Genomic DNA, 23,570 nt, shown 5'->3' on the forward strand with positions numbered 1-23,570 from the left:
CCCCACAACAAATCCCAAGGAGCCCGCCCATGACCGTGACGCTGTCCCCCCTGCAAATCGACTGCGATTTCGATTCCGGCAACATCCTGATCCTGGATGCCAGCAACCCGGCCCAGGTGCACCTGGCCATCCGCCCGGACACGAACAGCGGCCACTTCCAGTGGTTCCACTTCAAGGTCAGCGGCCTCACCCCGGGCCAGGTCCACCGCTTCAGCCTGGACAACGCCAGCGAGTCTTCCTACAAGAATGCCTGGAGCGGCTACAACGCCGTGGCCTCCTACGACCAGCAGACCTGGTTCCGCGTGCCTAGCCAGTTCGATGGCAAGGCGCTGCACTTCGAACTGAAGGCCGAGCAGGAGCAAGTCTGGTTCGCCTATTTCGAGCCCTACCCTCGCGCCCGCCACAACCAGCTGATCGAACGTGCCCAGCAAATCCCTGGCGTCGAACTGCTGGCCCACGGCCGCAGCGTGCAAGGCCGGGATATCCCGCTGCTGCGTGCCGGTGACGGCGCGGCGGGCAAGCGCAAGTTGTGGCTGATTGCCCAGCAGCACCCGGGCGAGCACATGGCCGAGTGGTTCATGGAAGGGGTGATCGACCGGCTGCAAGGCAATGACCCGACGGTGCAGCAACTGCTGGCCAAGGCCGACCTGTACCTCATCCCGAACATGAACCCGGATGGCGCCTTCCTCGGCCATCTGCGCACCAACTTCAAGGGCAAGGACCTGAACCGGGCCTGGCAGGATGCCAGTGTCGAGTTCAGCCCGGAGGTGTTCTTTGCTCAGGCGCAGATGAAGCAGTACGGGGTGGATGCGTTCATCGACGTGCATGGGGATGAGGAAATCCCCCATGTGTTCACCGCGGCCTGCGAGGGTAACCCGGGGTACACGCCACGACTGGCCAAGCTGGAAGAGCAGTTCCGCACGACCTTGTGCAGCGTGACCCAGGACTTCCAGACGGTGCATGGCTACACGCGGGACGAGCCGGGGCAGGCGAATACCACGCTGGCGTGCAATGCGGTGGGGATGGCGTATGACTGCCTGTCGCTGACCCTGGAGATGCCGTTCAAGGACCATGAGGATGCGCCGGAGCCGGTGGCCCAGTGGTCAGGGGCGCGGTCCAAGGCGTTGGCCGGGGCGGTGCTGGAGACATTGCTGAAAGTGGTCGACGATCTGCGCTGAGCAGGACCGGCCTCTTCGCGGGCTTGCCCGCGAAGGGGCCAGTACAGGACTACACCCCTCAGAACTGCACATCCAGAATCACATTGTCGAGATAACTGGCCGCCGGTGGTGTGGCCTGGTCGGTATAGACCTTGGCGTTGTAGTTGAACACCTGGCTCCCGGTGCCGGTGCCATTACCGGGGTTCACGTCGGCATCGCTGCTGGAACGCCGGGCCGTGCTCAGCGAGCCCCAGCGCACGGTGCCGGCGCTCTTGAAAATGTCATAGGCCAGATAGTTACCGGCCGTGGACTTCATCCGCCGCCGCCCGCCCGACACATTCTCCCCGTCATTCAAACCCACCGTGAAAGCACTGCCCTTGGTGCACGACAGGCTTACGCTCTGGCTCACCGTACCGAACCCAGCCACCACCGGCGCACTGCCGAAGCTGATGGTGGGCGTGGTGATCTGGCAATCGTTGCTCACGGTCAACGTCACCAGCAGTGTCTGGGTTCCACTGCCGATATCACGCCCCAGGCAGATGGCGCCAATGCCAATGCCGGAGCAGTAATTCCAGCTCCAGGCCACATTCAGCGTTTCCGTATACACCCCGGCCGCGACATTGCTGCCGATCTGGGTGCGGAAATACAGCGGCACCGCCTTGGGCGTGGTACCGCCGAGCAATCCCAGCAAGTCGAGGATGCCAGTGCGGGCAAAGTCATAGGCAACACCGCGGGCAATCGGGTAGCTGGTGGTCGCGTCGCCATACACGGTATAGGGGATGACGTCGCCCGTCGGGCCAACCAGCCCGCTGGTACTCGAGGTAATGGTGGCGTAGAAGTGGTCGGTGGAGGTCAGCAGGCTCAGCAGCGAACCGGTGCATTGCAGCCCGGAGTTGCTGCTCGAAGCGCTCTGTACCGTGGTACGTACCAAGGTCGAGTTGATGGTGCCGAACGCTGCGGGCGTGGTCGCCACCGACGAGCACAGCGCCCAGGCGGGACCTGCCGGTACCAGTAGCAGGCTGCACAACCAGCGCTTCATCGACATACCAGCGGACCAATCAACGGGATCGAGCCTGACGATTCAGGCAAATCGAACGCCACCTGGCACTGCCCGCCTGCTTCCACCGTCACTTGCAGGCGGTTGTGCGGCGCCAGGTTTTCCAGGTACACCAGCCCGTCCCAGCCCACCACCGCCTGGCTACCGCTTTCCTGATGAGTGACCTTGCTGCCCAGTTTCAGCGGCTGCTGATTGGCGTCGACCAGCTCGATGCTCGCCGCCAGCACGCGCTTGAGCGGGAACTCCAGCAAGTAGCCGCTGCCACGGCGCACCGCCACCCGTTGCTCCACCTCGGCGGCCAGCACATCGGGCGGCAGGTTCATCGGGTCGATCTCGTACTTGCCGCGGTAGTAGCCGCTGCTGTACGGCACCAGCAGGTGGCCGCTACGGTCGGTGCGGCCGATTTCCTGGTTCTCGTAACGCACCGGCACATCGGCGTAGCCACTGGTGCTGACCACCACGAAGGCATCATCGATGCGGTTGGCGGCGTACACGCCAGAATCCATCCACACCAGCGAACCGCTGGCGTCAGCCCAGCGAGTCATCTCGCCGCTGCTGCCATACAGACCGGCCTGCAGTTGCACCGACTGCAGGCGCCAGGTGACGTCAGCCTGGCGATAGGCATCGCGGTCGCTGCCGCTGGCGTAGCCGAGGTTGTAGCCGACGCCACCGCCCACCGGCACGGCGCGGCTGTAGTTGACCCGCTGCAGGCTCTCGCCGTCCTTGCTGCGTTCGGTGCTCACCGCCAGGGTGCTGCCGAAGTCGAACGGAATCACCACCTGCGCCTGCACCGCCCAGTTGCTGTCGCCGACCTCGCGGTTGGCCGACAGGTAAAGGCTGCTGTTGCCCCACAGCGGCTTGCTCCAGCTCAGGTTGATCAGCCGGGTACGGGTGTCGTCGCCGGCGCGCACATCGAAATAGCCGGCGCCAAGGCTGCCGTACTGGTCGAGGTTGACGCTCAGGGTCACCTGCTCGCTGCGCTGGCTCAGTTGCATGTCGGGGATGTCGACCCGGGTCAGGTCCGAATACTCGCCATGGCGCTGCAGGCGCTGGTAATTGAAGCCGAAGCGCTGGCTGTTGTACTGGTAGCCGAGGGCGACCTGGTGGCCCTTCTCGCCTTCGAACTGGCTCTGCGCCAGGGCCGCATTGAGCACACCGAAGTTACCCAGGCGCATGTTGCCGCCCAGGCCGCCGAGCAGCAGCGATTGCGCGGTTTCAACATGGGTTTCCAGGGTGAAACTGTCGCTGATGCCATGGCGCAGGCTGGCCGAGGCAACACCGGTACCGTAGCCGAAATCTTCCACGGCATAGTCACGGCGCAGGCTGCCGGCGGCCACGGAGAAGTCCGACAGGCCTTTCTGCAACAGGCTGCTGGTGACATAGAACGGCAAGGTAGTCGACACCTGCCGGCCCAGGGCATCGGTGGTCACCACCACAGCCTCGCCGGCACCGTTGATGAACGGCACGTTGGTCAGGGTGTAGGGGCCCGGCTGCAATTCGGTGGTGCTGGACTTGTAGCCATTGATGAACAGGTCCAGCGAGGTCGGCACTGCTGCTTCGCCGGCAAAGGCCGGCAACGGATAGGTCACCAGGTCCGGCCGGGCACCAAAGTCACGCGACAGCTGCAAGCCACCCACCCGCACCGAGCTGGTCCAGGGCAAGGCCCCGGTCACGAAGTCGCCTGCCTCGTAGGTGAGCAGGCGCTGTTCATCGGTGAAACGCCAGGTGGTGTCGTAGCGCAGGAAACCCTGGCGGTTGGCATCGCTCTGCGCGCCATTGAAGGACTGGCGCCACTGGCCGGTGGTCGAGAACGTGCCCCAGCTGTCGAACAGGCGCAGTTCGTTCCAGGCCGCCAGATAAGAACCGCCATCGTCGGTGTCGTTGAGGTACAGGTCGTAGTTGAACAAGGCGCCGAAGCTGCTGCGCGCCTCAGTGGCCGGGTACAGGCCGCGGTCACCGACCTGCTGGTCCGGCAGCCAGGCCGGCGGCACTTGCAGCAGCAGGCGCTGGTTCTGGCTGTCGTAATCGCTGTGCAGGCCCGGCACATCGTCCAACGCCAGTTCACCCTGCGGGTCGCCCGGCAGCTGGACGCCGAGGTTGCGCAGCACATCGCTGTCCAGGTACAGGCGCCCGGCACGTTGCTGCACCGCTACCAGTTCAGCCCTGGGCATCTGGTTCACCAGCAGGTCGAGGTACAGCGTGGCGTCGGCGATGGCCATGGATTCGCTGGACGGCGGCGGCAGGTCGTCGGCCAGCGCCAGGCAGGGGCCGAACAGGGTCAGCCCCAGGCACCAGCGGCGCGAAGCCCGCGACAGCCATCTCACACACGGATTCCGACCATTGCCGGGTCCTCCATGGCCCTTGCCCTTCATTCAGTAACGGGCTCATTGCCCTTGCCGGATCGCTTCGGCCACTTCCTGGCCGTTCACCCTCCCCTTGATCACGCTGCCTGCGTTCGGCACCACCGGCGCCGGCCAGCGCATGCTGGCACCGGGCAGCACATAGCCAAGCAGGCCTTCGGCCAAGGGTTTGCCCTGGCCGCCCTGCTGCACCACCACATCGGTCAGGCGGGCATGCACAGGGCCGGTATTGCGCATTTCCACATAGGGTTTGCCCTGCACCGTCACCGGGCGCCAGCTGAGCTGCGGCTTGCCGACGCCATCGGCATTGCGCTTGCCTTGCGGGTCGGGCTTGCCCCACAAGCCTTCGCCATAGACGAACAACGGCACCGAATAGCGCATCTGCAGGCGGATCGCCGCCGTGGTGCCCTGGCTGGCGGTATCGGTGGGCATTGGCGAGGGGATCTCGTCGATGATGATGCGGTAGGCCTGCTCCTGCCCGGCTGGCGAGCTGCCCGTGCGGGTCAGGCGGATCAGCTGCTTTTGCCCCGGGGGGATGTTTGCCACGGGCGGGCTGCCGATGATTTCGCGCTGAGCCTGGAACTGTTCCTGATAGTCACCCTGGCGCCAGGCGAACACCCGTACCTGCAGGCTGGCCGGCGCCGTGCCGCGGTTTTCCAGCCACAGGGCACCGGCCTTCTGGTCAGCCTCCAGCACCGGGTCGATCGGCCAGATCAGCACCGAGGTGGCCGCCCCCGCCGGCAGGCTCACCACCAACAACAGACCGATCACACCTTGCGCCCACTTCGCGCCTACCCACATGCCACTCTCCTTGGTCTCTTTTTCTTGGGTGCTGGTGTGCTCACCAGGTCACCGATACTTGCACCACATCGGTGTAGGTCCCGGCCGGCAAGGTGCCAGGCAATTGGGTACGGCCATACACCGGCAACTTGATGGCCGTGGCGTCGGTGTAGCTCACCGTCACGCTCTGGCCGATGCCCAGGGCCTGGCTGTAGGCCGCGTCCTGGTACAACTGGTAGGCCAGCACCTGGGTGCCGCCCGTGCGTTTGAGATTGCGCGTCCCACTGGCGCTGTTCTGGCCGCCGTCCAGGCTCATGCTCATGGCCACCCCGGGGGTGCACTGGAAGGTCACCGTGGTACCGCCCAGCGAGGTACTGAGAATGCCGGTGGACAGCGCCGACTGGGTGCCGAAATCGAGCGTGCCATAGCTGGTCACCCCGCCCACCACCAAGCAGCCGGCGACGATCTGCGCGGTCACCTGGAAGGTACTGGTGGTCGCCGCATCCAGGGGCGCGGCCAGCAGCAAGCCCAGCCCCGTCAGGCAACCCGTGAGCCAGGCGCGCATGGCGGTGAACATGGCTCAGAACGATAGCTCGACTGCCACCGTGTCGGTGTACGTCCCGGCCGGCAGACCCGCCTTGCCACGTGCCTGGCCATACAGGTTGACGGTCTGCGCCACACCGGTACTGGTCGGCAAGGTAATGGTGCCGTCAATGGCCAGCAGCGTGGTGCGCCCGGCATCGGTGTAGAAGTCGTAGGGCACGAAATTGCCGGCGCCGTCGGCCAGCGCACGCGTGCCGCCGGTCGACTGGCCATCGTGGGACCCGGCGCGCACACGGATCGCCGGTACCGTGCCGGCCGAGCAGAGGATGCTCATGGCGCCACCGCCACCGCCCAGTACTTGGGCATTGGCCGTGGTGAACAGGGCTTCCTGGGTACCGAAGTTCAGGGCACCGAAGTTCAACCCTGAGGTGCCGCCAGCGCCATTGACCTGGCATGCCGAGGTCAGGGTCAGGGTCGAGGTGATGGTCCCGGTCACCGTGGCGGCCTGGGCGTGAGCTGCCATGGCCAGGCCGAGGCCGGCGAGCATGCAACGGGTGAAAGTCGTTCGCATCGGAGTCTCCTTGCGTCGTTTACCAGTCCAGGGTCACTCTCAGGGTGTCGCGATACAGCCCGGCCGGCAGCGCACGCGGTTGCGCCACTACCACACCGTAGATGGGAATAGGGATCTGCGCGGAACTGCTGATGGTGAAGGCTCGGGCCTGGCCGATGCCGTAGCGGCTGTTGCCACCCGGGTCGACCGCCAGTTGATAGGGGATCATTTCGCGGCCGTTGCTGAGCCGGCGCACGCCATCGTCGCCATTCAGGCCGCCATTGATGCGCACATTGAATGCCCGCACCTCGGGCGTACAACTGATCTGCAAACTGCCCTCGCCACCCGCCTCGTCGACCCGGCTGCGCAGCGGCGCGTCCCAGTTCGGGCCGCGCTCGCCGAAATCCATCAGGCCCGGATTGCCCAGGGTCGCCGGCGGCTGGTCACCACTGTTGATCTGGCAGGCGGCGCTGATCACCAGGCGGGCCTGGATGAAACCGGTGGTGGTGCCATGCGCCGCGCCACCGGGCAACAACAGCGGGCCAAGGCTGAGCAAGAGGATCGATGTGCGGTTCAACGTGTGCATGGCGGGCCTCGCTACCAGGTGACCGTGACTTTGAGCAGGTCGCCGTACTGCCCGGCGCGTGGCACCCAGGCCAGCTTGTCGATGCGGGCGTACAGCGGCAGCTCGACCGACCCGGTGCCCGGCACACGTGCGGCGTGCGGTTCGCCGACCACCACGGGCTCGCGCCAGGCGGCATCACGGAACAGGCGATAGGGAATGGGTTTGGCCTTGATGTCGTGGCTGGCGAGAAAGCGCAGTTCGCCAACGCCGCCGTGCTGGCCACCGTCGACGCGCACCTGGTACGCCGTGTCGGGGTTGCATTCAAGGCGTGGCGGGCGCTGGCTGAGCAATACGCCACTCAATGGCGCATCCGGGCCGTCCAGACGAGCGGTAGCACCCAGGTCGATCCGCCCCAGGGCTTGGGCACCTGCGTCACGCTGCTGGGTGATCAGCATGCAACCACGCTGCACCAGTACCCGCACCTCGACCAGGAAGTCCGCTGCTACGGCACTGCCGCTCAACAACAGGCCAAACAGCGCGGCCACAAAGCGTTCCGTCACTGGATGTTCCTTGTTCCTCTATTATGAATTTGAGCGTAGCAGCAGGTGGCAGAACCGTGATGGCTGGGTGCCATTCTTTTGTGCTAACGACAAAGCGCTGGCGAGTCGAGAAGAAATTTCCCGATCCAGGCGAACCCGCGGGCCTCCCATGCCTCCAATGGCCATGGGCCGGCAAATCTGTCGACATTCTGCTACGGTGCCCGCTAGCCAATAGCCGGCACCTGAAGCCGGTGACATGCATGGAAGAACATCACAGGAGCCTTTCCATTGACGACTGCAGACGATGCCCTCGCCGCCGCCGTGGAGCGCTGCGCAGAAGAGCCGATCCAGCTGCCCGGCAGCATTCAGCCGCACGGCTTTCTGCTGGTACTGGATGAACACGACCTGCGCATCCTCCAGGCCAGCGAGAACATCGAACGCTGGTTGGGTGTACCGGCCAGGGAGCTGATAGGCTGCACCTTCGCCGACGTGGTCAGCGAAAGCTTCGACCTGCGCGCCCAGCTCCAGCGCCTGCCTGACGACGAGGCCTTCCCCTTCCATATCGGCGACGTGCGCTTGCGCCCAGGCGCGCCCTGCAGCGACACGCTGCGGCTGCTGACCCATCGTCACGACCAGGTACTGATCGCCGAATTCGAACCCTTCCGCCTGCCTGCAGACCTGGCCGGCCAGAGCGACTACTACCCGATCGTGCGCGGTTTCGTCAGCAGCCTGCACAACGCCGACAGCCTCGAAGAGTTGCTCCAGCAGTGCGTGCAACAGGTCAAGCGCATTACCGGCTTTGGCCGGGTCAAGGCCTACCGCTTCGATGCCGAGGGCAATGGCCAGGTGCTCGCCGAGCTGGCCGACGCCGGTTACCCGCGTTACCTCGGCCTGCGCTTTCCCGCAGCAGACATTCCGCGCCAGGCCCGCGACCTGTACCGCGTCAACCGCATCCGCGTGATCGAGGATGCCAACTACCAGGCATCCCCCTTGCTGCCGGCCACCAATCCACGCACCGGCAAGCCGCTGGACATGAGTTTCGCCGCCCTGCGCAGCGTGTCGCCTGTGCACCTGCAGTACATGCGCAACATGGGCACCCTGGCGTCGATGTCGCTGTCGATCGTGGTCGATGGCCAGCTCTGGGGCCTGATCTCCTGCCACCACGCCCAGCCGCGTGCGGTCGAGTTCCGTACCCGCACGGCCTGCGAACTGCTGGCCAGCGTGCTGTCGTTGCAGATCGAGACCCGCGAGTCCCACGCCAGAACCCGCCAACTGCTCGACCTGCGCCAGCACATCGTGCGCATGATCTCGTCGATGGCCGACCACGATAGCGTCAGCGATGGCCTGCGCGACTTGCCCGAGGTGCTGCTGGCCTTCGCCGGCGCCAGCGGCGCGGCGGTCATCTCCGCCGAGCGCTGCGACCTGATCGGCCAGACCCCGCCTGCGGCGCAGGTCACGGCCCTGGTGCACTGGCTGGAGCAACGCGGCGAGGAAACGGTATTCCACAGCGACAACCTGCGCCGTGACATCGATGATCTGCCAGAGCTGGCAGCCCACGCCGGCGGAGTGCTGGCAGTGGCCATCTCGCAGATCCACTCGCACTACTTGCTATGGTTCCGCCCCGAGCAAGTGCGCACGGTCGACTGGGCCGGGCGCCCCGACAAGCAGATCGGCGCCCAGGGTACGTTGAACCCGCGGCACAGCTTCGATCACTGGCAGGAACAGATCAGCGGCTACTGCGACCCTTGGGACCCGCTGGTCATCGAAGGCGTGCTCGAATTGCGCACGGCCGTGCTGGGTATCGTGCTGCGCAAGGCCGAGGAGCTGGCGCAGCTGGCCAACGAACTGCGCCGCTCGAACAAGGAACTCGAAGCCTTCTCCTACAGTGTCTCTCACGACCTGCGTGCCCCGTTGCGCCACATTGCCGGCTACACCGAGCTGCTGGGCGAAATCGAGGGCCAGGGCCTGAGCGAGCGTGGCAAACGCTTCCTGCAACACATCGAGGAAGCGGCGCGCTTTGCTGGCAGCCTGGTCGACAACCTGCTCAATTTCTCGCAGATGGGCCGCTCGGCCCTGCGCCTGTCGGATGTCGACCTCAACGCCCTGGTCGACACCATCCGCCAGGACCTGGCTCCGGATTACGAAGGCCGCGAAATCGTCTGGGATATCGCGCCGTTGCCGAAGGTGATCGCCGACCCGGCATTCATCAACCTGGCCTTGCACAACCTGATCGCCAACGCCATCAAGTACACCCGCGGCCGTGAACCCGCGCACATCGCGGTCGGTGCCCGGCAAAGCCATGACGAGACGGAGATCTACATCCGCGACAATGGTGTAGGCTTCGACATGGCCTACGCCAACAAGCTGTTCGGGGTGTTCCAGCGCCTGCACCGCATGGAAGACTTCGAAGGCACAGGGATCGGCCTGGCCAGCGTGCGGCGGATCATCGAGCGCCATGACGGGCGAGTCTGGGCCGAAGGCCAGGTCGACCAAGGCGCCAGCTTCCACTTCACCCTGCCCCGCAACCCGGCAACTACCTGAGGTACCCGTATCACCATGCTCAAGCCCATCCTGCTGGTCGAAGACAACCCTCGAGACCTGGAGCTGACGCTGCTGGCCCTGGAGCGCAGCCAGCTGGCCAACGAAGTGATCGTCCTGCGCGACGGCGCCGATGCCCTCGACTACCTGTTGCGCCGCAACGCCTACAGCGAGCGTGCCGATGGCAACCCGGCGGTGCTGCTGCTGGACCTGAAGCTGCCAAAGGTCGACGGCCTGGAAGTGCTCAAGGTGGTGCGTGCCACGCCCGAGCTGCGCAGCATTCCCACGGTGATGCTGACTTCCTCGCGGGAGGAGCCCGACCTGCTGCGTGCCTATGAGCTGGGGGTCAACGCCTATGTGGTCAAGCCCGTGGAGTTCAAGGAGTTCGTCGCGGCGATTTCCGACCTGGGCGTGTTCTGGGCAGTGCTCAACGAACCACCACCCGGCTCGCTGCGCCTGAACCGCCGTGGCAGCCACTGAGGCCCCCGCAAAGATGTTGCCGACACCGCTCAAACTGTTGATGGTCGAAGACAGCTCGATGGACGCCGAGCTGACCCTGATGCGCCTGGAGCGCAGCGGGTTGCACGTGCAATCGCAACTGATGTTCGACCATGTCGGGGTCGAACACGCCCTGCTTGAAACCCGTTTCGACCTGATCCTGTGCGACTGCGTGCTGCCCGGTTCCTCCGGCACCGAAGTACTGGCCATCGCCCAGCGCCTGGCGCCCGACACACCGTTCATTTTCCTCTCGGGCATCTATGGCGAAGAACATGCGGTAGAGATGATTCGCCTGGGCGCCACCGACTACGTACTGAAGAAGAACCTGCCGCTACTGCCCAAGGCCGTGCGCCGGGCCCTGTCCGAAGTGCAGGAACGCCAGCGCCGGCGCCGTGCCGAAGAAGCCCTGGCCGATGTCGAGGCACGCGCGCGCATTGCCATCGATGCCGCTGGCATGGGCACCTGGGACTTCCGGCCGCAACAAGGCCAGCTGGTCTGGGACGACCGTTGCAAGACCCTGTTCGGCCTGCCGGTCGAGACCGAGATGACCCTTGAGGTGTTCTACGCCGGCATCTACCCCGACGATCAGGCCAAGGTACGCGAAGCCGTGGAGCAGGCCATGCGCCCGGACAGTGACGGCCTGTACCGGGTCGAATTCCGCATTGCCCAGCCCAATGGCCTGGAACCGCGCTGGCTGCTCAGCAGTGGCCAGTGTCGGTTCGTCGACGGCCAGTGCACGCGGTTTTCCGGGGTGCTGCAGGACATCCATACCCAGCGCCAGGCGACCCAGGCGCTCAGGCAGCTCAACGAAATGCTCGGCGAACGGGTCGAGCGCCGTACCCGTGAGCGCGATCGCGCCTGGGAGCTGTCCCAGGACTTGCTGGCGGTGCTCAACAAGGACCTGACCCCGGTGGCCCTCAACCCGGCCTGGGAGGCGAGTCTGGGCTTTTCCCGCGAGCGCCTGAGCCAGACATCGCTGCTGCACCTGCTGCCTGAGGTGGATCAGGAGGCGTTGCTCACCGAGCTGGCCGCCCTCGCCCATGGCCGTACCAGCGCCCGTTTCGTCGGCCGTATCCAGCACGCCGGCGGCCAGTTGCGCTGGTTGTCCTGGGTGGTGGTACCGGAAGACACCCTGCTCTACGTGGTGGCGCGGGACATCACCAGTGAGCGGGAAACCGCCCTGGGCCTGGCCGAAGCCAATACCCGCCTGCGTGAACAGATCACCGAACGCGAGCGCGTCGAGGCGGCGCTGCAGCAGATGCAGCGGCTGGAGGCCGTCGGCCAGCTCACCGCCGGGGTCGCCCACGACTTCAACAACCTGCTCACGGTCATTCTCACCGGCGCCAGCTTCCTTGAGCGCGACCTGGCCAAGGGCGACCTGGACAAGGCCCGCAGCCGCCTCACGCATATCCGCGAAGCCGGTGACCGCGGCGCCAAGCTGACCTCGCAACTGCTTGCCTTCTCCCGCCGCCAGCGCCTGGAGCCGGTGCCGCTAAACCTGAACCGCACCCTCACCGGCCTGGAAGAACTGCTGCGCCGCACCCTCGGCGGCAACATCCGGGTGCGTCTGGACCTGGACCACAGCCTGTGGCAGGCGCTAACCGATCCGACCCAGACCGAGATGATCATCCTCAACCTGGCAATCAACGCCCGCGACGCCATGGCCGAAGGCGGCCAACTGACCCTGTCGACCCGCAATACACGGATCAAGACGCGCCCGCAGCGCCCGGAAGACCCGGAGCCCGGCGAGTACGTGATGCTGAGCATCCGTGACACCGGCTGCGGCATGAGCGAAGAAGTGCTGGCCAAGGTGTTCGAGCCGTTTTTCACCACCAAGGACATCGGCAAGGGCTCCGGCCTGGGCCTGGCCCAGGTGTTCGGCTTTGCCAAGCAATCCGGCGGCGGCGTGCGCATCGATACCGAGCCTGGGCATGGCACCCAGGTGGCGGTGTACTTGCCGGCGGTGAAGCAGGCGCTGGCAATCGACCCGGTAGCGCCCACCGCCACCCTGGCGATCGACGACAGTGGCCGAGACCGCACGGTGCTACTGGTGGATGACGATCACCTGGTGCGCGACATGCTCGGTGACGTACTGCGCCAGTATGGCTACCAGGTGCGCCAGGCACACAGCGGGGAGCAGGCGCTGGCCTTGCTGGACGACGATATCGACCTGCTGCTGACGGACTTTGCCATGCCTGAATTCAACGGCGGCCAACTGGCCCTGGCGGCGCGCGACCGCTATCCGCGGTTGCCGGTGGTGTTCCTGACCGGGTATGCGGAGCTGGAAGGGCTGGAAGTGCCGGGGAGCCTGGTGATGCAGAAGCCGGTGCAGGCCGATGAGCTGGCCAGAGTGCTGCATGAACTGCTGCGGGTGGCCGGTTAGATTTGCTTTGCCTGCACCGGCCTCTTCGCGGCGGTTCGGCGCCCCGACGCGCCCGCGAAGAGGCCGGCGTATGAAACAGAAACAGCAAAACCCAGCGCCGACTGTCGTCTGCACTGAATCAAAAATAGGTATTTGAAGAGAGAAAATGGCAGGGGCGGCTGGATTCGAACCAACGCATGGCAGGATCAAAACCTGCTGCCTTACCGCTTGGCGACGCCCCTGTATCGGATGCAGCTGATGCTGCTCTGACAATTCCAACTGAGTGACAACTGGGTTGTTGTCTTGGAATGCGCGGCACTTTAACACATAGATTCAGCCTGTAAACCCCTAATGCGAAAAAAAATGCTTTAAAACAGCAAGTTAGTGCTCCCAAGCCGATTTCACGGGCAGTGCGAGCAACCACCCGTCGTTTTTCCACCGCTGCGCTTCAACACAATCGCATTCCTCCCTTCCAATCAGATAAGCGAACTGCATAGACCAAGGAGGACCCCATGCCCGTTTCCCACGACCTCTACCAGGACCTGCACTATCCGCGCGAAATCGTCCAGCAGCGGCGCCAGCAGGACAAGACCCTGGACCGCCTGCTTGACGAGTACATGGACATCGACAACCAGGTGCTGGCTGCCGAATCGATTTCGGCTGGCAATTTCGTCGATGAAGACCTGCGCCATCTGAAAGAGCGCCGGTTGACCGTGAAGTACATGATCGAGCGGCAGCTGGAGCGCAAGGCCTGAAAACATCGTGCCAGGCGATGGATGCCTGGCACTTTTTGTATTGCTCAAAACCGCTCGCCTCGGGCAAGCTGCGCGCAGCCCCGTATTTGCCCAAGGAGGCTTCGCCTTGTCCGCCTGGATCCCTGCCCCGCTGCGCCAGCTCAGCCAGCGCCTGCGCACCGCCGCGCCCCAACAGAGCGAACTGCTCAGCTGGTTCGAAGACAAGGCCGCCAGCCGCGGCTACCAGCTCAGCGATGGCCAGCGCCGGGTCATCCACAGCATGGCCCTGCAACTTGCCCAACTCGACGGTGGCCAGCCACGCTGCCTTTATCTGTATGGCGCGGTGGGCCGCGGCAAGAGCTGGCTGCTCGATGGCTTCTTCCAGGCTGCGCCGGTCGAGGCCAAAAAGCGCCTGCACTTCCATGACTTTTTTGCCCGCCTGCACCAGGGCATGCACCAGCACCGCCTGCTGGACGATGCGTTGGGCGCCACCCTGGACGAGTTGCTGGGCGACTGCCGGGTACTGTGCTTTGACGAATTCCACGTGCATGACATCGGCGATGCCATGTTGCTCACACGCCTGTTCAACGCCCTGTTCGCCCGTGGCATCTTCCTGCTGGTGACCTCCAACTACGCCCCTGAAGGGTTGCTGCCCAACCCGCTGTACCACGAGCGCTTCCTGCCGGTGATCCGCCTGATCAACAGCTCGATGGAGGTGCTTGAAGTCGGTGGCGATACGGATTTTCGCAGCCTGCCGGCCAACCGCGAGCACCAGCGCTTCACCCAGGGGCACTATGTGTGGCCGGGGGACGCGGCACAGCGCCAGGCGCTGAAAGTACCGGATGAGCAACCGGTGGTGCTGGAGGTCAACAAACGCCCGCTGCGTGCCCTGGCCATCGATGGCCGGCGGGTGGTGCTGGCCTTTGACGACTTGTGCGAAAAGGCCACGGCAGTGATCGACTACCTGGTGCTGGCCGGGCAGTACGACGAGTGGATCATCGATGGGCTGGATGATCTGGCGGAGTGTTCGCTGGCGGCGCAGCAGCGCTTCGTCAACCTGGTGGACGTGCTGTATGACCAGGATCGGCAGGTGACCGTGATCGGCAAGCGGCCACTGGAAGAAAGCCTCGGCGGGCCGCTGGCTGACCTGATGCGGACACGGAGCCGATTAGGGCAACTGCATCAGGCTGGCCCCGAAAGTTTTATTGCCTGACCCGGCCTCTTCGCGGCTAAAGCCGCTCCTACAGGGCTAGCGCTGTACCTGTGGGAGCGGCTTTAGCCGCGAAGAAGCCGGAACAGGTCAACCTATCAGCCAGCCCTGGGCAAATCCGCCAGCACCGCCTCGATCTCCCCCAGCACCGCCGGGTCATCCAAGGTCGAAGGCGGCACATACGCCTGCCCATCGGCAATCTTGCGCAGCACCGCCCGCAAAATTTTCCCCGAGCGGGTCTTGGGCAAACGCTTCACCAGCCGCACCTGGTTGAAGCACGCCAGCGCGCCGATTTCCTCACGCACGCTGCCCACCAGCTCCACCAGCAGCTGTGCCTCGGCAATGCCCTCGCCATCCTTGAGCACCACCAGCGCCAGCGGTACCTGGCCCTTGATCTCGTCATGCACACCGATCACCGCACACTCGGCCACCGCCGGGTGACGGGCGACCAGGTCTTCCATCTCACCGGTGGACAGCCGATGCCCGGAGACGTTTATCACGTCGTCGGTGCGGCCCATGATGTAGACAAAGCCATCCTCGTCCAGGTAACCGCCGTCACCGGTGTGGTAGTAGCCCGGGTAGGTTTGCAGGTATGCCTGCAGGTAGCGCTCGTGGTCGCCCCACAAGGTCTGGCTGCACCCCGGCGGCAGCGGCAGGGCGATGACGATGGAGCCTTGCTGGTCAGGGCCCAGCAGATGCCCGTCATCATCCAGCACGCGCACGTGATAACCCGGCACCGCGCGGTTGCTCGATCCAGGCCGCGCCGCACTGCCCTCCAGCCCCACGCAAGGGGCGGTGACCGGCCAGCCAGTTTCGGTCTGCCACCAGTGGTCGTGTACCGGTTTGCCGGTGACCCGCTCCAGCCACTCATGGGTGCTGGAATCGAGTTTTTCCCCAGCCAGGAACAACTGGCGCAACGAGCTCAGGTCATGCTTGCGGATCCGTTCGCCATCCGGGTCTTCCTTGCGGATCGCACGCATGGCGGTCGGTGCGCAGAACAAGGCACTGACCTGGTACTGCTCGACCACCCGCCAGTACGCCGAGGCATCCGGCGTGCGGATTGGCTTGCCCTCATACAACACCGTGGTGCAGCCGCTCATCAGCGGCCCGTAGACGATCAACGAATGGCCGACCACCCAGCCGACATCGGAGATGCCCCACCACACATCCCCAGCCTGCATGCCGTAGATATGCCGCATCGCATAGCAAAGGGCGACCGCGTTGCCACCGTTTTCGCGGACGATACCCTTGGGTTTGCCGGTGGTGCCTGAGGTATACATGATGTACAGCGGGTCGCCGGCATCCAGCTCGACGGGCGCCACCGGCTCGGCACTGGCCAAGGCCTGCTGCCAGTCCAGGTCACGGCCTGCCTGCAGCTGCGCACGGGCTTGGGGCCGCTGCAGCACCAGCACATTGCGCGGTTGATGGCGGGCCACCTGCAGGGCGCGATCGACCAGCGGCTTGTACTCGATCACCCGGTCGAATTCCAGGCCACAGGACGCGGTAAGCAACAGCGTCGGCCGGGCATCGTCGATACGCAGCGCCAGCTCGTTGGCGGCAAAACCGCCGAACACCACCGAATGCACCGCGCCGATCCGCGCGCAGGCGAGCATGGCCATGGCCGCTTGGGGCACCATCGGCATGTAGATGATCACACCGTCGCCTTTGCCCACGCCCAGCTGCCGCAGCAGGCCGGCCAGGCGTGCCACTTCGTCGCGCAGTTGGTGGTAAGTGAAGGCCTGCTGCACACCGGTCACGGGGGAGTCGTAGATCAGCGCCAGCTGTTCCCCACGGCCCAGTTCGATCTGCCGATCCAGGGCCAGGTAGCAACTGTTCAGGCGGCCGTCGGCGAACCAGCGGTGAGTGCCGTCGGGGTTGTCCTGCAAGGTCAGCGAGGGTTTGCGGTACCAGGCCAGGGATTCGGCCTGTTCGGCCCAGAAGGCAGCAGGGTCGGCAATGGATTGGGCGTAGCTGTGCTGGTAGGTCATGTTGATGAAAACCCGGTACTTGTTGTTATTGAAGGGCGAATAGTGAGTATGGCCCGCCACACCGGGGCCGCCATGGGACTAAAGTCACAACGGACCTGCAAATTTGCAGACAAGGCAAAAATGCCCCACAACAGTGCAAAGCCTCTAGAATAGGCCGCCCTTCCCGCCACAGAGCAGCCCATGGACATCGATCAGGCCCGAACCTTCCTGGAAATCGTGCGTTGCGGCAGCCTGGTCGCCGCCGCCGAACGCCTGTTCGTGTCGCAGACCGCCATCACCGCCCGTGTGCAACGTCTGGAGCAGCAACTGGGCTGCCAGCTGTTCGTGCGCAGCCGCAACGGCGCCAGCCTGACCAGTGACGGTGAGGCCTTCGTCAGCTACGCCAACCAGCTGGTGCAGACCTGGGAAGCGGCACGCCGCGACCTGCCACTGCCCGAAGGCTGCCAGCAGGTGCTGCATGTGGGCGCGGAAGTGAGCCTGGGCAACCCGATGTTGCTCGACTGGGTCGGCGCCCTGCACCGCGAACTGCCCAGCCATGCCATCCGCAGCGAGGTGAGCGATGGCGAGTCGCTGTTGCGCAAGGTGGAGATGGGCCTGCTCGACGCTGCACTGGTGTACCAGCCGACCTACGGCCCAGGGCTGCAGGTGGAGCAGTTGATGGAAGAGAAGCTGATCCGCGTGCGCCGGGTCGATCAACCCGAGCCTTACATCTACATCGACTGGGGCGAAGCCTTCCGCCGCCAGCATGACGCCGCCCTGCCCGACTGCGCGCGCCCGGCGCTGAGCTTCAACCTCGGGCCGTTGGCCCTGCAGTTCATCCTCGACCAGGGGGGGAGCGGGTATTTCCGTACCCGCGTGGTGCAGGCCTACCTGGAGAGCGGCGTGTTCGAGCGGGTGCCTCAAGCGCCGGAGTTCACCTACCCGACTTACCTGGTCTACCCGCGCAAGCGCGACAGCGAGGCGCTGCAGCAGGCCTTCGCAGTGCTGCGCCGGCTGGTGGCAGCCGGCGCCAGCGATTGGTCACAACGCTGGGACCCGGTTATCTGAGGCAGCGCTGGCAGCACTGAGCAACTGGCGCTTGAGGCCGGCGATCAGGTCGGTCTGGGTGACCACGCCAACCAACTGCTCGCCGTCGAGTACCGGCAAGCAGTGCAAACCCTGCTCGCACAAAAGCGGGAGCAGGCGCTCCAGTGGGTGCTGGCTGCTGACGCTGACCACCCGCCGGCTCATCACCTGTTCCATGCGCACCGCCTTGCGGCCGAACAGGCCACGCCAGCTGAACCGGCCGCGCTGCATGGCCGGGCCCACCAGGTCACTGAGGCTGACCATGCCCACCAGCTTGCCGTGATGCAACACCGGCAGGGTTTTCAGGTGGTGGTCGGCGAGCATTTTCCAGGCCTGTTCCAGGGTGGTGTCGGGCGTAGCGAACTGCACGTCGCGGGACATCACAGCTCCGGCAGAGATGCCGCCGAGGCTGCGCTGCAGCGCGTGCTGCTCGGTGGCGAGGATGATGCGCTCCAGCTCGTCGCGGGTGACGTCGACAACTTCGCCCAACTCTTCCAGGGCCTGATCCAGGTCGGCACCACTGATGCCCACGCGCTCGCTGGGCAGCGGGTCGTGGGTGTGGTGCAAGTCCTTGCGCGGCGCCACGCCTTTCGGGTAGTGCACGCCGGTGAGGCGGTTGTAGACCACGGCCACGGCCACCAGGATCAATACGTTGAGCAACACCGGCTCAAGCAGGTGATCGCCCATGGCCGTCAGCCCAGGGTCGGCCAATACCGCGCTCACCGCCACACCACCACCGGGCGGGTGCAGGCAACGCAGCAGGCACATCACCAGGATCGAAATGCCCAGGGCCACGGCCGCCACCCACAGTTCAGGGCCGAAGCCCTGGCGCATGGCCAGGCCGACCGCACCGGCCAGGGCATAACTGCCGAGTACCGGCCACGGCTGCGCCAAGGGCCCGGAATGCACGGCGAACACCAGCACCGCCGAAGCCGCCAACGGGCCGAGCAGGTGCAGGGCGATGCCCGGGCCATAGGCCAGGCTGGTCAGCCAGCCGGCGAGAAACAGGCCAAGCAATGCGCCGATACCGGCACGCAACCATTGCTTGGGGGGGATATTCAGGGGCGCTGGCAACAGCCGCTGCAGACGACTTTCGGAACGCATGGCAGACATTTAAGTAATCGGGATCTGTAGTTTTTTTGATTAAAAAGAAAGCCCAGCCGAAGTGGCCTGGGCCTCGTATTGCGGATGCAATAGCACAAGGGGCTCCGTCCGTGGAGAGATGGAAACCGCAAGGTTTCGTGAGAGGGATTGTGCCGGGTGGGGGGAGATAGGGCTAATTCAAAAAAATGCGGCTGTACTGCAATTTTTTTGCAGTGCTGATCTGTCCACGGGGGCCGCTTCGCGACCCTTTCGCGAAGCGGCCCCGGCGCTAGCGAGCCTTGCGCGGCAATTCAATGCTCACCCGCAACCCGCCGATCGGGCTCTGCAGCAGCGCCAGCTGCCCGCCCCACGCCTCGACGATGTCGCGCACGATCCCCAGCCCCAGCCCATGCCCATCGACCTGTTCATCCAGCCGCGAGCCGCGCCCCAGCACCTGCAGGCGCTGGTTTTCCGGAATGCCGGGGCCGTCATCATCGACCCACAACCAATAGCCCTCGGTCGCCTGCGCAATCCCCAGCCGCACTTCGCTGTCGGCCCACTTGCAGGCGTTGTCCAGCAGGTTGCCGAGCAGCTCCAGCACGTCTTCGCGATCCCACGGCAGCAGCAGGCCCGGCGCTACATCGTGCTCAAGCAGCAAGCCCTCGCCATGGATCATGCCCAAGGTCGCGAGCAAGCCCGGCAGCTCGGCATCACAGTCGAACTGCGCCCCCGGCAAGGCATCGCCCGTCAGGCGCGCGCGGTTCAGCTCACGGGCCAGGCGCTGCTGGATCTGCTCCAGCTGTTCACGCAGCTGCGCCTGTACTTCGGGCAGGTCTTGCAAGCGCTCGCTGGACGCCAGGCTGAGCAGCACCGCCAGCGGTGTCTTCAGCGCGTGGCCGAGGTTGCCCAGGGCATTGCGCGAGCGGCGCAGGCTGTCTTCGGTATGACTGAGCAAGTGGTTGATCTGGTCCACCAGCGGCGCCAGCTCGCTGGGCACCTCGGCATCGAGCTGCGAACGCTGGCCCTGCTGCAACTGGGCGATCTGCTGGCGCGCACGCTCCAGCGGGCGCAGCGAGCGGGTGACGGTGATGCGTTGCAACACCAGCACGATCAGCAGCGCCACCAGGCCCATGCCCAGGCCGATCTGCTGCAGACGCCGGAAACCATCACGCACTGGCGAGTAATCCTGCGCCACACTGATCGAGATGTCTTGGCCCAGGCGCCGGTAATCGGCGCGCAAGGCCAGCAGTTGCTGCCCTTCCGGACCCAGCTCGTGGCTGTCGGACAACCCCGGCGCGGCCGGCCTGGGCATGTCCAGGTCCCACAGCGAGCGCGAGCGCCAGGTGCCCTGGTCGAAATCGATACGGAAGTAGTAACCCGAAAAAGGCCGCTGATAGGCAGCGGAAATACGCCGCTCATCCAGCTGCAGGCCATTCGGCCCGCGCACCAAGGCCACCAGCAGGTTCTCGCTTTCCTTGCGCAGGCCGTTTTCCAGGTAGCGCTGCAAGCCTGCCTCGAACAGCCACAGGGTCAGCTGCGCGAGCACCACCCCGACCACCACCAGCACGGCGACCAGGCCCAGGCTCAGGCGCGCCTGGATCGACTTCATCCGCTGCTCCCGGCATAGATGTAGCCTTGTCCGCGGCGTGTCTCGATGACGCTGCGGCCAAGCTTGCGCCGCAGGTGGTTGACGTGCACCTCCAGCACATTGGAGTCGCGCTCGGTCTCGCCGTCGTAAAGGTGCTCGGCCAGGTGGCTCTTGGACAGGATCTGCTGCGGGTGCAGCATGAAGTAGCGCAACAGGCGGAACTCCGCAGCGGTGAGCTGGATGTCGACACCGTCGCGGCTTACGCACTGACGGCTTTCATCCAGGTGCAGGCCTGCAGCTTCCAGCGTGGGCTGGTTGGCCAGGCCGCGGGCACGGCGCAGCAGCGCCTGAATGCGCAGCTGCAGTTCCTCGGGGTGGAACGGCTTGCTCAGGTAATCGTCGGCCCCGGCTTTCAGGCCTTCGATCCGTTCAGCCCACGAGCCTCGCGCCGTGAGGATCAGCACCGGCGTCACCAGGCCGCCGGCACGCCACTGTGCCAGCACCTCCAGGCCCGGCACACCCGGCAGGCCGAGGTCGAGGATGATCAGGTCATACGGTTCGCTCTGGCCCTGGTACACCGCATCGCGGCCATCGGCCAGCCAGTCCACGGCATAGCCCTGGCGCTGCAGGCTGGTGGTCAGTTCGTCGGCCAGGGGCACGTTGTCTTCGACAAGCAGCAGGCGCATGTCAGTCGTCTTCCTCGTCTTTGAGCAGGGCACCGCTGCTGGCATCGAGCTTGATCTCGCGCACCACGCCTTCCTGGGTCAGCAGTTCGACTTCATATTCGTAGCGGCCGTCGTCTTCTTCCAGCTCGGCCTCCAGCAGGCGCGCCCCGGGGTAACGCCCCAGGGCGGTTTCCAGCAATTGCTCGAGCGGCAGGATGACGCCCTTCTGGCGCAGTTTCAGGGCTTCATCCTGGTCCAGGTCGCGGGCAACGGCCAGGGAGCACACGGCCAGCAACGACAGCGCCAGGTATCGCGCCGGCCGGGGCAAGTGGATCATCAGCTGTCCCGCTCGTCCTTCAGCACTTCACCGGTCTTGGCATCCAGGTCGACATCCCACTCGACGTTCTGCGTGTCGCGCAGTTCGACCTTGTAGATGTAGCGGCCGTATTCGTTTTCCAGCTCGGAATCTTTGACAGTGGCGCCTGGGTGCTTGGCCACGGCGGTGGCCTTGAGTTCATCCAGCGACTTGATGGTCTTGGCATTGACCAATTTGACCACTTCGTCAGGCTGGACGTCCTTGGCGAAAGCGGCATTGGCGCCCATGACGAGGGCAGCGGCGGTGAACAGGGCAGTCAAGGTTTTCATGGTGGCTCTCCTGAGCGACGTTCAAGTTGTCTACGGGGTTAAGACTAACCAGCGGTCCTTAATTCAACCTGAAAACAGCTGGCGCCATGATAGCGCAGCTGCAAGGGTTTCAAGCCCCTATAATGACCGCCTTGTCACCTGCGAGATCCGTCATGAGCGCCATTCACATCAAATACCCTGCACTCACCTTCAAGGCTGGCCAGCGCGCACTATGCCAGATTCGCGAAAAGGGGCTGCAGGCAAGCGATGTCGGTGTGCTGCCAGGCGCGGCAGGTGGCCCAAAGCCCCTGGGCATCCAGGGCCTGGACCTGGCACTGTTCGGTGAATGGCTACCTTCGGCACCACGACAACGCGCGCTGATCGGCGCCTCGATCGGCTCCTGGCGCTTCGCCAGTGCCTGCCTCGACGACCCGGTCGCCGGCATCCGCCGCCTGGGCGAGCTGTATACCGAACAGGACTTCGCCAAGGGCGTCACCCCCGCCGAGATCAGCCGCAGTTGCCAGCGCATGCTTGACGACCTGCTGCAAGGCCGCGACGGGCAGATCCTCGCGAACCCGCACTACCGCCTGAACATCCTGGTGGTGAAGAGCCACGGCCAGCTCGCGCACGACCACCGTGGCCGCCTGGGCATGGGCCTGGGCTCGGTGATTGCCAGCAACCTGCTGGGGCGCTCGCGCCTGGCCCGGCATTTTGAACGGATCATCCTGCATGATGAGCGCAGCGCGCCGCCGCTCGATGCGCTGACCGATTTCCCCTCGCGCTGCCTGCCGCTGGACTTGAACAACCTGCGCCAGGCCCTGCTCGCCTCGGGCTCGATCCCGATGGTGATGGAAGGTGTACGTGACATTCCAGGTGCAGGTGCTGGCACCTACCGCGACGGCGGCCTGCTCGACTACCACCTCGACCTGCCCTACCGTGGCGACGACCTGGTGCTGTACCCGCACTTCACCGACAAAGTGGTGCCCGGCTGGTTCGACAAGGCGCTGCCCTGGCGCAAGGGCGATGCCACACGCCTGCAGAACGTGCTGCTGATGACGCCATCGCCGCAGTACCTGGCCGCCCTGCCCTTCGGCAAGCTGCCCGACCGCAACGATTTCAAGCGTTTCATGGGCGATGCGCCGAGCCGCAAGCGTTACTGGTACAAGGCCATTGCCGAAAGCCAGCGGCTAGGTGACGAACTGCTCGAACTGATCGCCACCGGGCGGTTGCACGAACGCCTGCAAGCCTTGTAGCGGCCATGCTGGTAGACTGCGCGCATTATTGATTCACACAGAGTTATGACAGTGGAAATCTTCAAGGAATTTACATTCGAATCGGCCCACCGCCTGCCCCACGTTCCTGAAGGGCACAAGTGCGGCCGCCTGCACGGCCACTCGTTCAAGGTCGGCCTGCACCTGACCGGCCCGCTCGATCCGCACACCGGCTGGATCCGTGACTTCGCCGAGGTCAAGGCGATCTTCAAGCCGATCTACGAGCAACTGGACCACAACTACCTGAACGACATCCCAGGCCTGGAAAACCCCACCAGCGAAGTGATCGCCAAGTGGATCTGGGAACAGGTCAAACCGCTGATGCCGGAGCTCTCAAAGGTACGTATCCACGAAACCTGCACCAGCGGCTGCGAATACACCGGCGACTGAGCC

At 64.9% G+C, this 23,570-nt stretch carries 22 protein-coding genes and 1 tRNA gene; 9 read left to right on the top strand and 14 right to left on the bottom strand.

Going from position 1 to position 23,570, the window contains the following annotated elements; translation table 11 throughout:
• Positions 1 to 29 precede the first annotated feature (29 nt).
• Positions 30 to 1,178 (top strand): M14-type cytosolic carboxypeptidase, encoded by a 1,149-nt coding sequence (locus N430_RS01410; protein WP_110631748.1) that lies wholly within the window; start codon positions 30 to 32, stop codon positions 1,176 to 1,178.
• A 58-nt stretch (positions 1,179 to 1,236) separates the two neighbouring features.
• On the opposite strand, the gene N430_RS01415 is transcribed toward N430_RS01410, so the two are convergent.
• The 7 genes from N430_RS01415 to N430_RS01445 all read right to left on the bottom strand — a co-directional run bounded on the left by N430_RS01415 (position 1,237) and on the right by N430_RS01445 (position 7,572).
• A complete protein-coding gene (locus tag N430_RS01415) occupies positions 1,237 to 2,196 on the bottom strand; it encodes a spore coat protein U domain-containing protein (protein WP_371922746.1) in 960 nt (319 codons plus the stop codon).
• Entirely contained in the window at positions 2,193 to 4,433 is a 2,241-nt protein-coding gene (locus N430_RS01420) for a fimbria/pilus outer membrane usher protein (protein ID WP_371922749.1), read from the bottom strand. The genes N430_RS01415 and N430_RS01420 overlap by 4 nt, the downstream gene beginning before the upstream one ends.
• 165 nt (positions 4,434 to 4,598) lie before the next feature.
• The gene (locus N430_RS01425) at positions 4,599 to 5,375 is read right to left on the bottom strand and encodes a molecular chaperone (protein ID WP_110631739.1); all 777 of its coding nucleotides are present in this window, start codon (positions 5,373 to 5,375) and stop codon (positions 4,599 to 4,601) included.
• A 40-nt stretch (positions 5,376 to 5,415) separates the two neighbouring features.
• Positions 5,416 to 5,919: a spore coat U domain-containing protein gene (locus N430_RS01430; protein ID WP_110632529.1), complete on the bottom strand. Its 504-nt coding sequence runs from the start codon at positions 5,917 to 5,919 to the stop codon at positions 5,416 to 5,418.
• A gap of 15 nt (positions 5,920 to 5,934) precedes the next feature.
• A complete protein-coding gene (locus tag N430_RS01435) occupies positions 5,935 to 6,468 on the bottom strand; it encodes a spore coat protein U domain-containing protein (protein WP_110631736.1) in 534 nt (177 codons plus the stop codon).
• 19 nt (positions 6,469 to 6,487) lie between these two features.
• On the bottom strand, positions 6,488 to 7,024 hold the full coding sequence (locus N430_RS01440) for a spore coat U domain-containing protein (RefSeq protein WP_110632526.1): 537 nt from the start codon (positions 7,022 to 7,024) through the stop codon (positions 6,488 to 6,490).
• Positions 7,025 to 7,044: 20 nt separating this feature from the next.
• Positions 7,045 to 7,572, bottom strand: a complete 528-nt coding sequence (locus tag N430_RS01445) for a spore coat U domain-containing protein (RefSeq protein WP_110631733.1) — start codon at positions 7,570 to 7,572, stop codon at positions 7,045 to 7,047.
• 267 nt (positions 7,573 to 7,839) lie between these two features.
• Here N430_RS01445 and N430_RS01450 point away from each other — a divergent pair, with 267 nt between their 5' ends.
• The 3 genes from N430_RS01450 to N430_RS01460 are packed head-to-tail and all read left to right on the top strand — an operon-like array spanning position 7,840 to position 12,970.
• Complete coding sequence (locus tag N430_RS01450) at positions 7,840 to 10,092, top strand: ATP-binding protein (protein ID WP_256592008.1); 2,253 nt, start codon at positions 7,840 to 7,842, stop codon at positions 10,090 to 10,092.
• A 15-nt stretch (positions 10,093 to 10,107) separates the two neighbouring features.
• Positions 10,108 to 10,569: a response regulator gene (locus tag N430_RS01455; protein ID WP_110631725.1), complete on the top strand. Its 462-nt coding sequence runs from the start codon at positions 10,108 to 10,110 to the stop codon at positions 10,567 to 10,569.
• Positions 10,570 to 10,582: 13 nt separating this feature from the next.
• A complete protein-coding gene (locus N430_RS01460; RefSeq protein ID WP_110631722.1) occupies positions 10,583 to 12,970 on the top strand; it encodes a hybrid sensor histidine kinase/response regulator in 2,388 nt (795 codons plus the stop codon).
• Between the two features lie 146 nt (positions 12,971 to 13,116).
• On the opposite strand, the gene N430_RS01465 is transcribed toward N430_RS01460, so the two are convergent.
• Positions 13,117 to 13,191, bottom strand: a tRNA-Gln gene (locus N430_RS01465).
• A gap of 270 nt (positions 13,192 to 13,461) precedes the next feature.
• On the opposite strand from N430_RS01465, the gene N430_RS01470 reads away from it, so the two are divergent.
• Both N430_RS01470 and zapE read left to right on the top strand, forming a co-directional pair.
• Positions 13,462 to 13,704, top strand: a complete 243-nt coding sequence (locus N430_RS01470) for a hypothetical protein (RefSeq protein WP_110631719.1) — start codon at positions 13,462 to 13,464, stop codon at positions 13,702 to 13,704.
• Between the two features lie 106 nt (positions 13,705 to 13,810).
• The gene (gene zapE, locus N430_RS01475) at positions 13,811 to 14,896 is read left to right on the top strand and encodes a cell division protein ZapE (RefSeq protein ID WP_110631716.1); all 1,086 of its coding nucleotides are present in this window, start codon (positions 13,811 to 13,813) and stop codon (positions 14,894 to 14,896) included.
• 95 nt (positions 14,897 to 14,991) lie between these two features.
• On the opposite strand, the gene N430_RS01480 is transcribed toward zapE, so the two are convergent.
• The gene (locus N430_RS01480; RefSeq protein WP_256592053.1) at positions 14,992 to 16,887 is read right to left on the bottom strand and encodes a propionyl-CoA synthetase; all 1,896 of its coding nucleotides are present in this window, start codon (positions 16,885 to 16,887) and stop codon (positions 14,992 to 14,994) included.
• A 174-nt stretch (positions 16,888 to 17,061) separates the two neighbouring features.
• Between N430_RS01480 and N430_RS01485 the strand changes: the two genes are divergently transcribed.
• Positions 17,062 to 17,928 (top strand): LysR family transcriptional regulator, encoded by an 867-nt coding sequence (locus N430_RS01485; RefSeq protein ID WP_110631710.1) that lies wholly within the window; start codon positions 17,062 to 17,064, stop codon positions 17,926 to 17,928.
• Here the strand turns inward: N430_RS01485 and N430_RS01490 are convergent.
• The 5 genes from N430_RS01490 to N430_RS01510 all read right to left on the bottom strand — a co-directional run bounded on the left by N430_RS01490 (position 17,902) and on the right by N430_RS01510 (position 21,927).
• Entirely contained in the window at positions 17,902 to 19,059 is a 1,158-nt protein-coding gene (locus N430_RS01490) for an HPP family protein (RefSeq protein ID WP_110631707.1), read from the bottom strand. The genes N430_RS01485 and N430_RS01490 overlap by 27 nt on opposite strands.
• 259 nt (positions 19,060 to 19,318) lie before the next feature.
• Positions 19,319 to 20,638, bottom strand: a complete 1,320-nt coding sequence (locus tag N430_RS01495; protein ID WP_110631704.1) for a sensor histidine kinase — start codon at positions 20,636 to 20,638, stop codon at positions 19,319 to 19,321.
• Positions 20,635 to 21,303, bottom strand: coding sequence for a response regulator transcription factor (locus tag N430_RS01500; RefSeq protein WP_110631701.1), 669 nt, complete (start codon positions 21,301 to 21,303; stop codon positions 20,635 to 20,637). Before N430_RS01500 ends, N430_RS01495 begins: the two co-directional genes overlap by 4 nt.
• Position 21,304: 1 nt before the next feature.
• Positions 21,305 to 21,619, bottom strand: coding sequence for a PepSY domain-containing protein (locus tag N430_RS01505; RefSeq protein WP_110631698.1), 315 nt, complete (start codon positions 21,617 to 21,619; stop codon positions 21,305 to 21,307).
• A complete protein-coding gene (locus N430_RS01510; RefSeq protein WP_110631695.1) occupies positions 21,619 to 21,927 on the bottom strand; it encodes a PepSY domain-containing protein in 309 nt (102 codons plus the stop codon). The genes N430_RS01505 and N430_RS01510 overlap by 1 nt, the downstream gene beginning before the upstream one ends.
• 152 nt (positions 21,928 to 22,079) lie before the next feature.
• On the opposite strand from N430_RS01510, the gene N430_RS01515 reads away from it, so the two are divergent.
• Positions 22,080 to 23,159 (top strand): patatin-like phospholipase family protein, encoded by a 1,080-nt coding sequence (locus tag N430_RS01515; protein WP_110631692.1) that lies wholly within the window; start codon positions 22,080 to 22,082, stop codon positions 23,157 to 23,159.
• A gap of 51 nt (positions 23,160 to 23,210) precedes the next feature.
• Complete coding sequence (gene queD / locus N430_RS01520; RefSeq protein WP_043202104.1) at positions 23,211 to 23,567, top strand: 6-carboxytetrahydropterin synthase QueD; 357 nt, start codon at positions 23,211 to 23,213, stop codon at positions 23,565 to 23,567.
• Positions 23,568 to 23,570 lie beyond the last annotated feature (3 nt).

The organism is Pseudomonas sp. CC120222-01a, assembly GCF_003097235.1.
Classification (GTDB): Bacteria; Pseudomonadota; Gammaproteobacteria; order Pseudomonadales; family Pseudomonadaceae; genus Aquipseudomonas.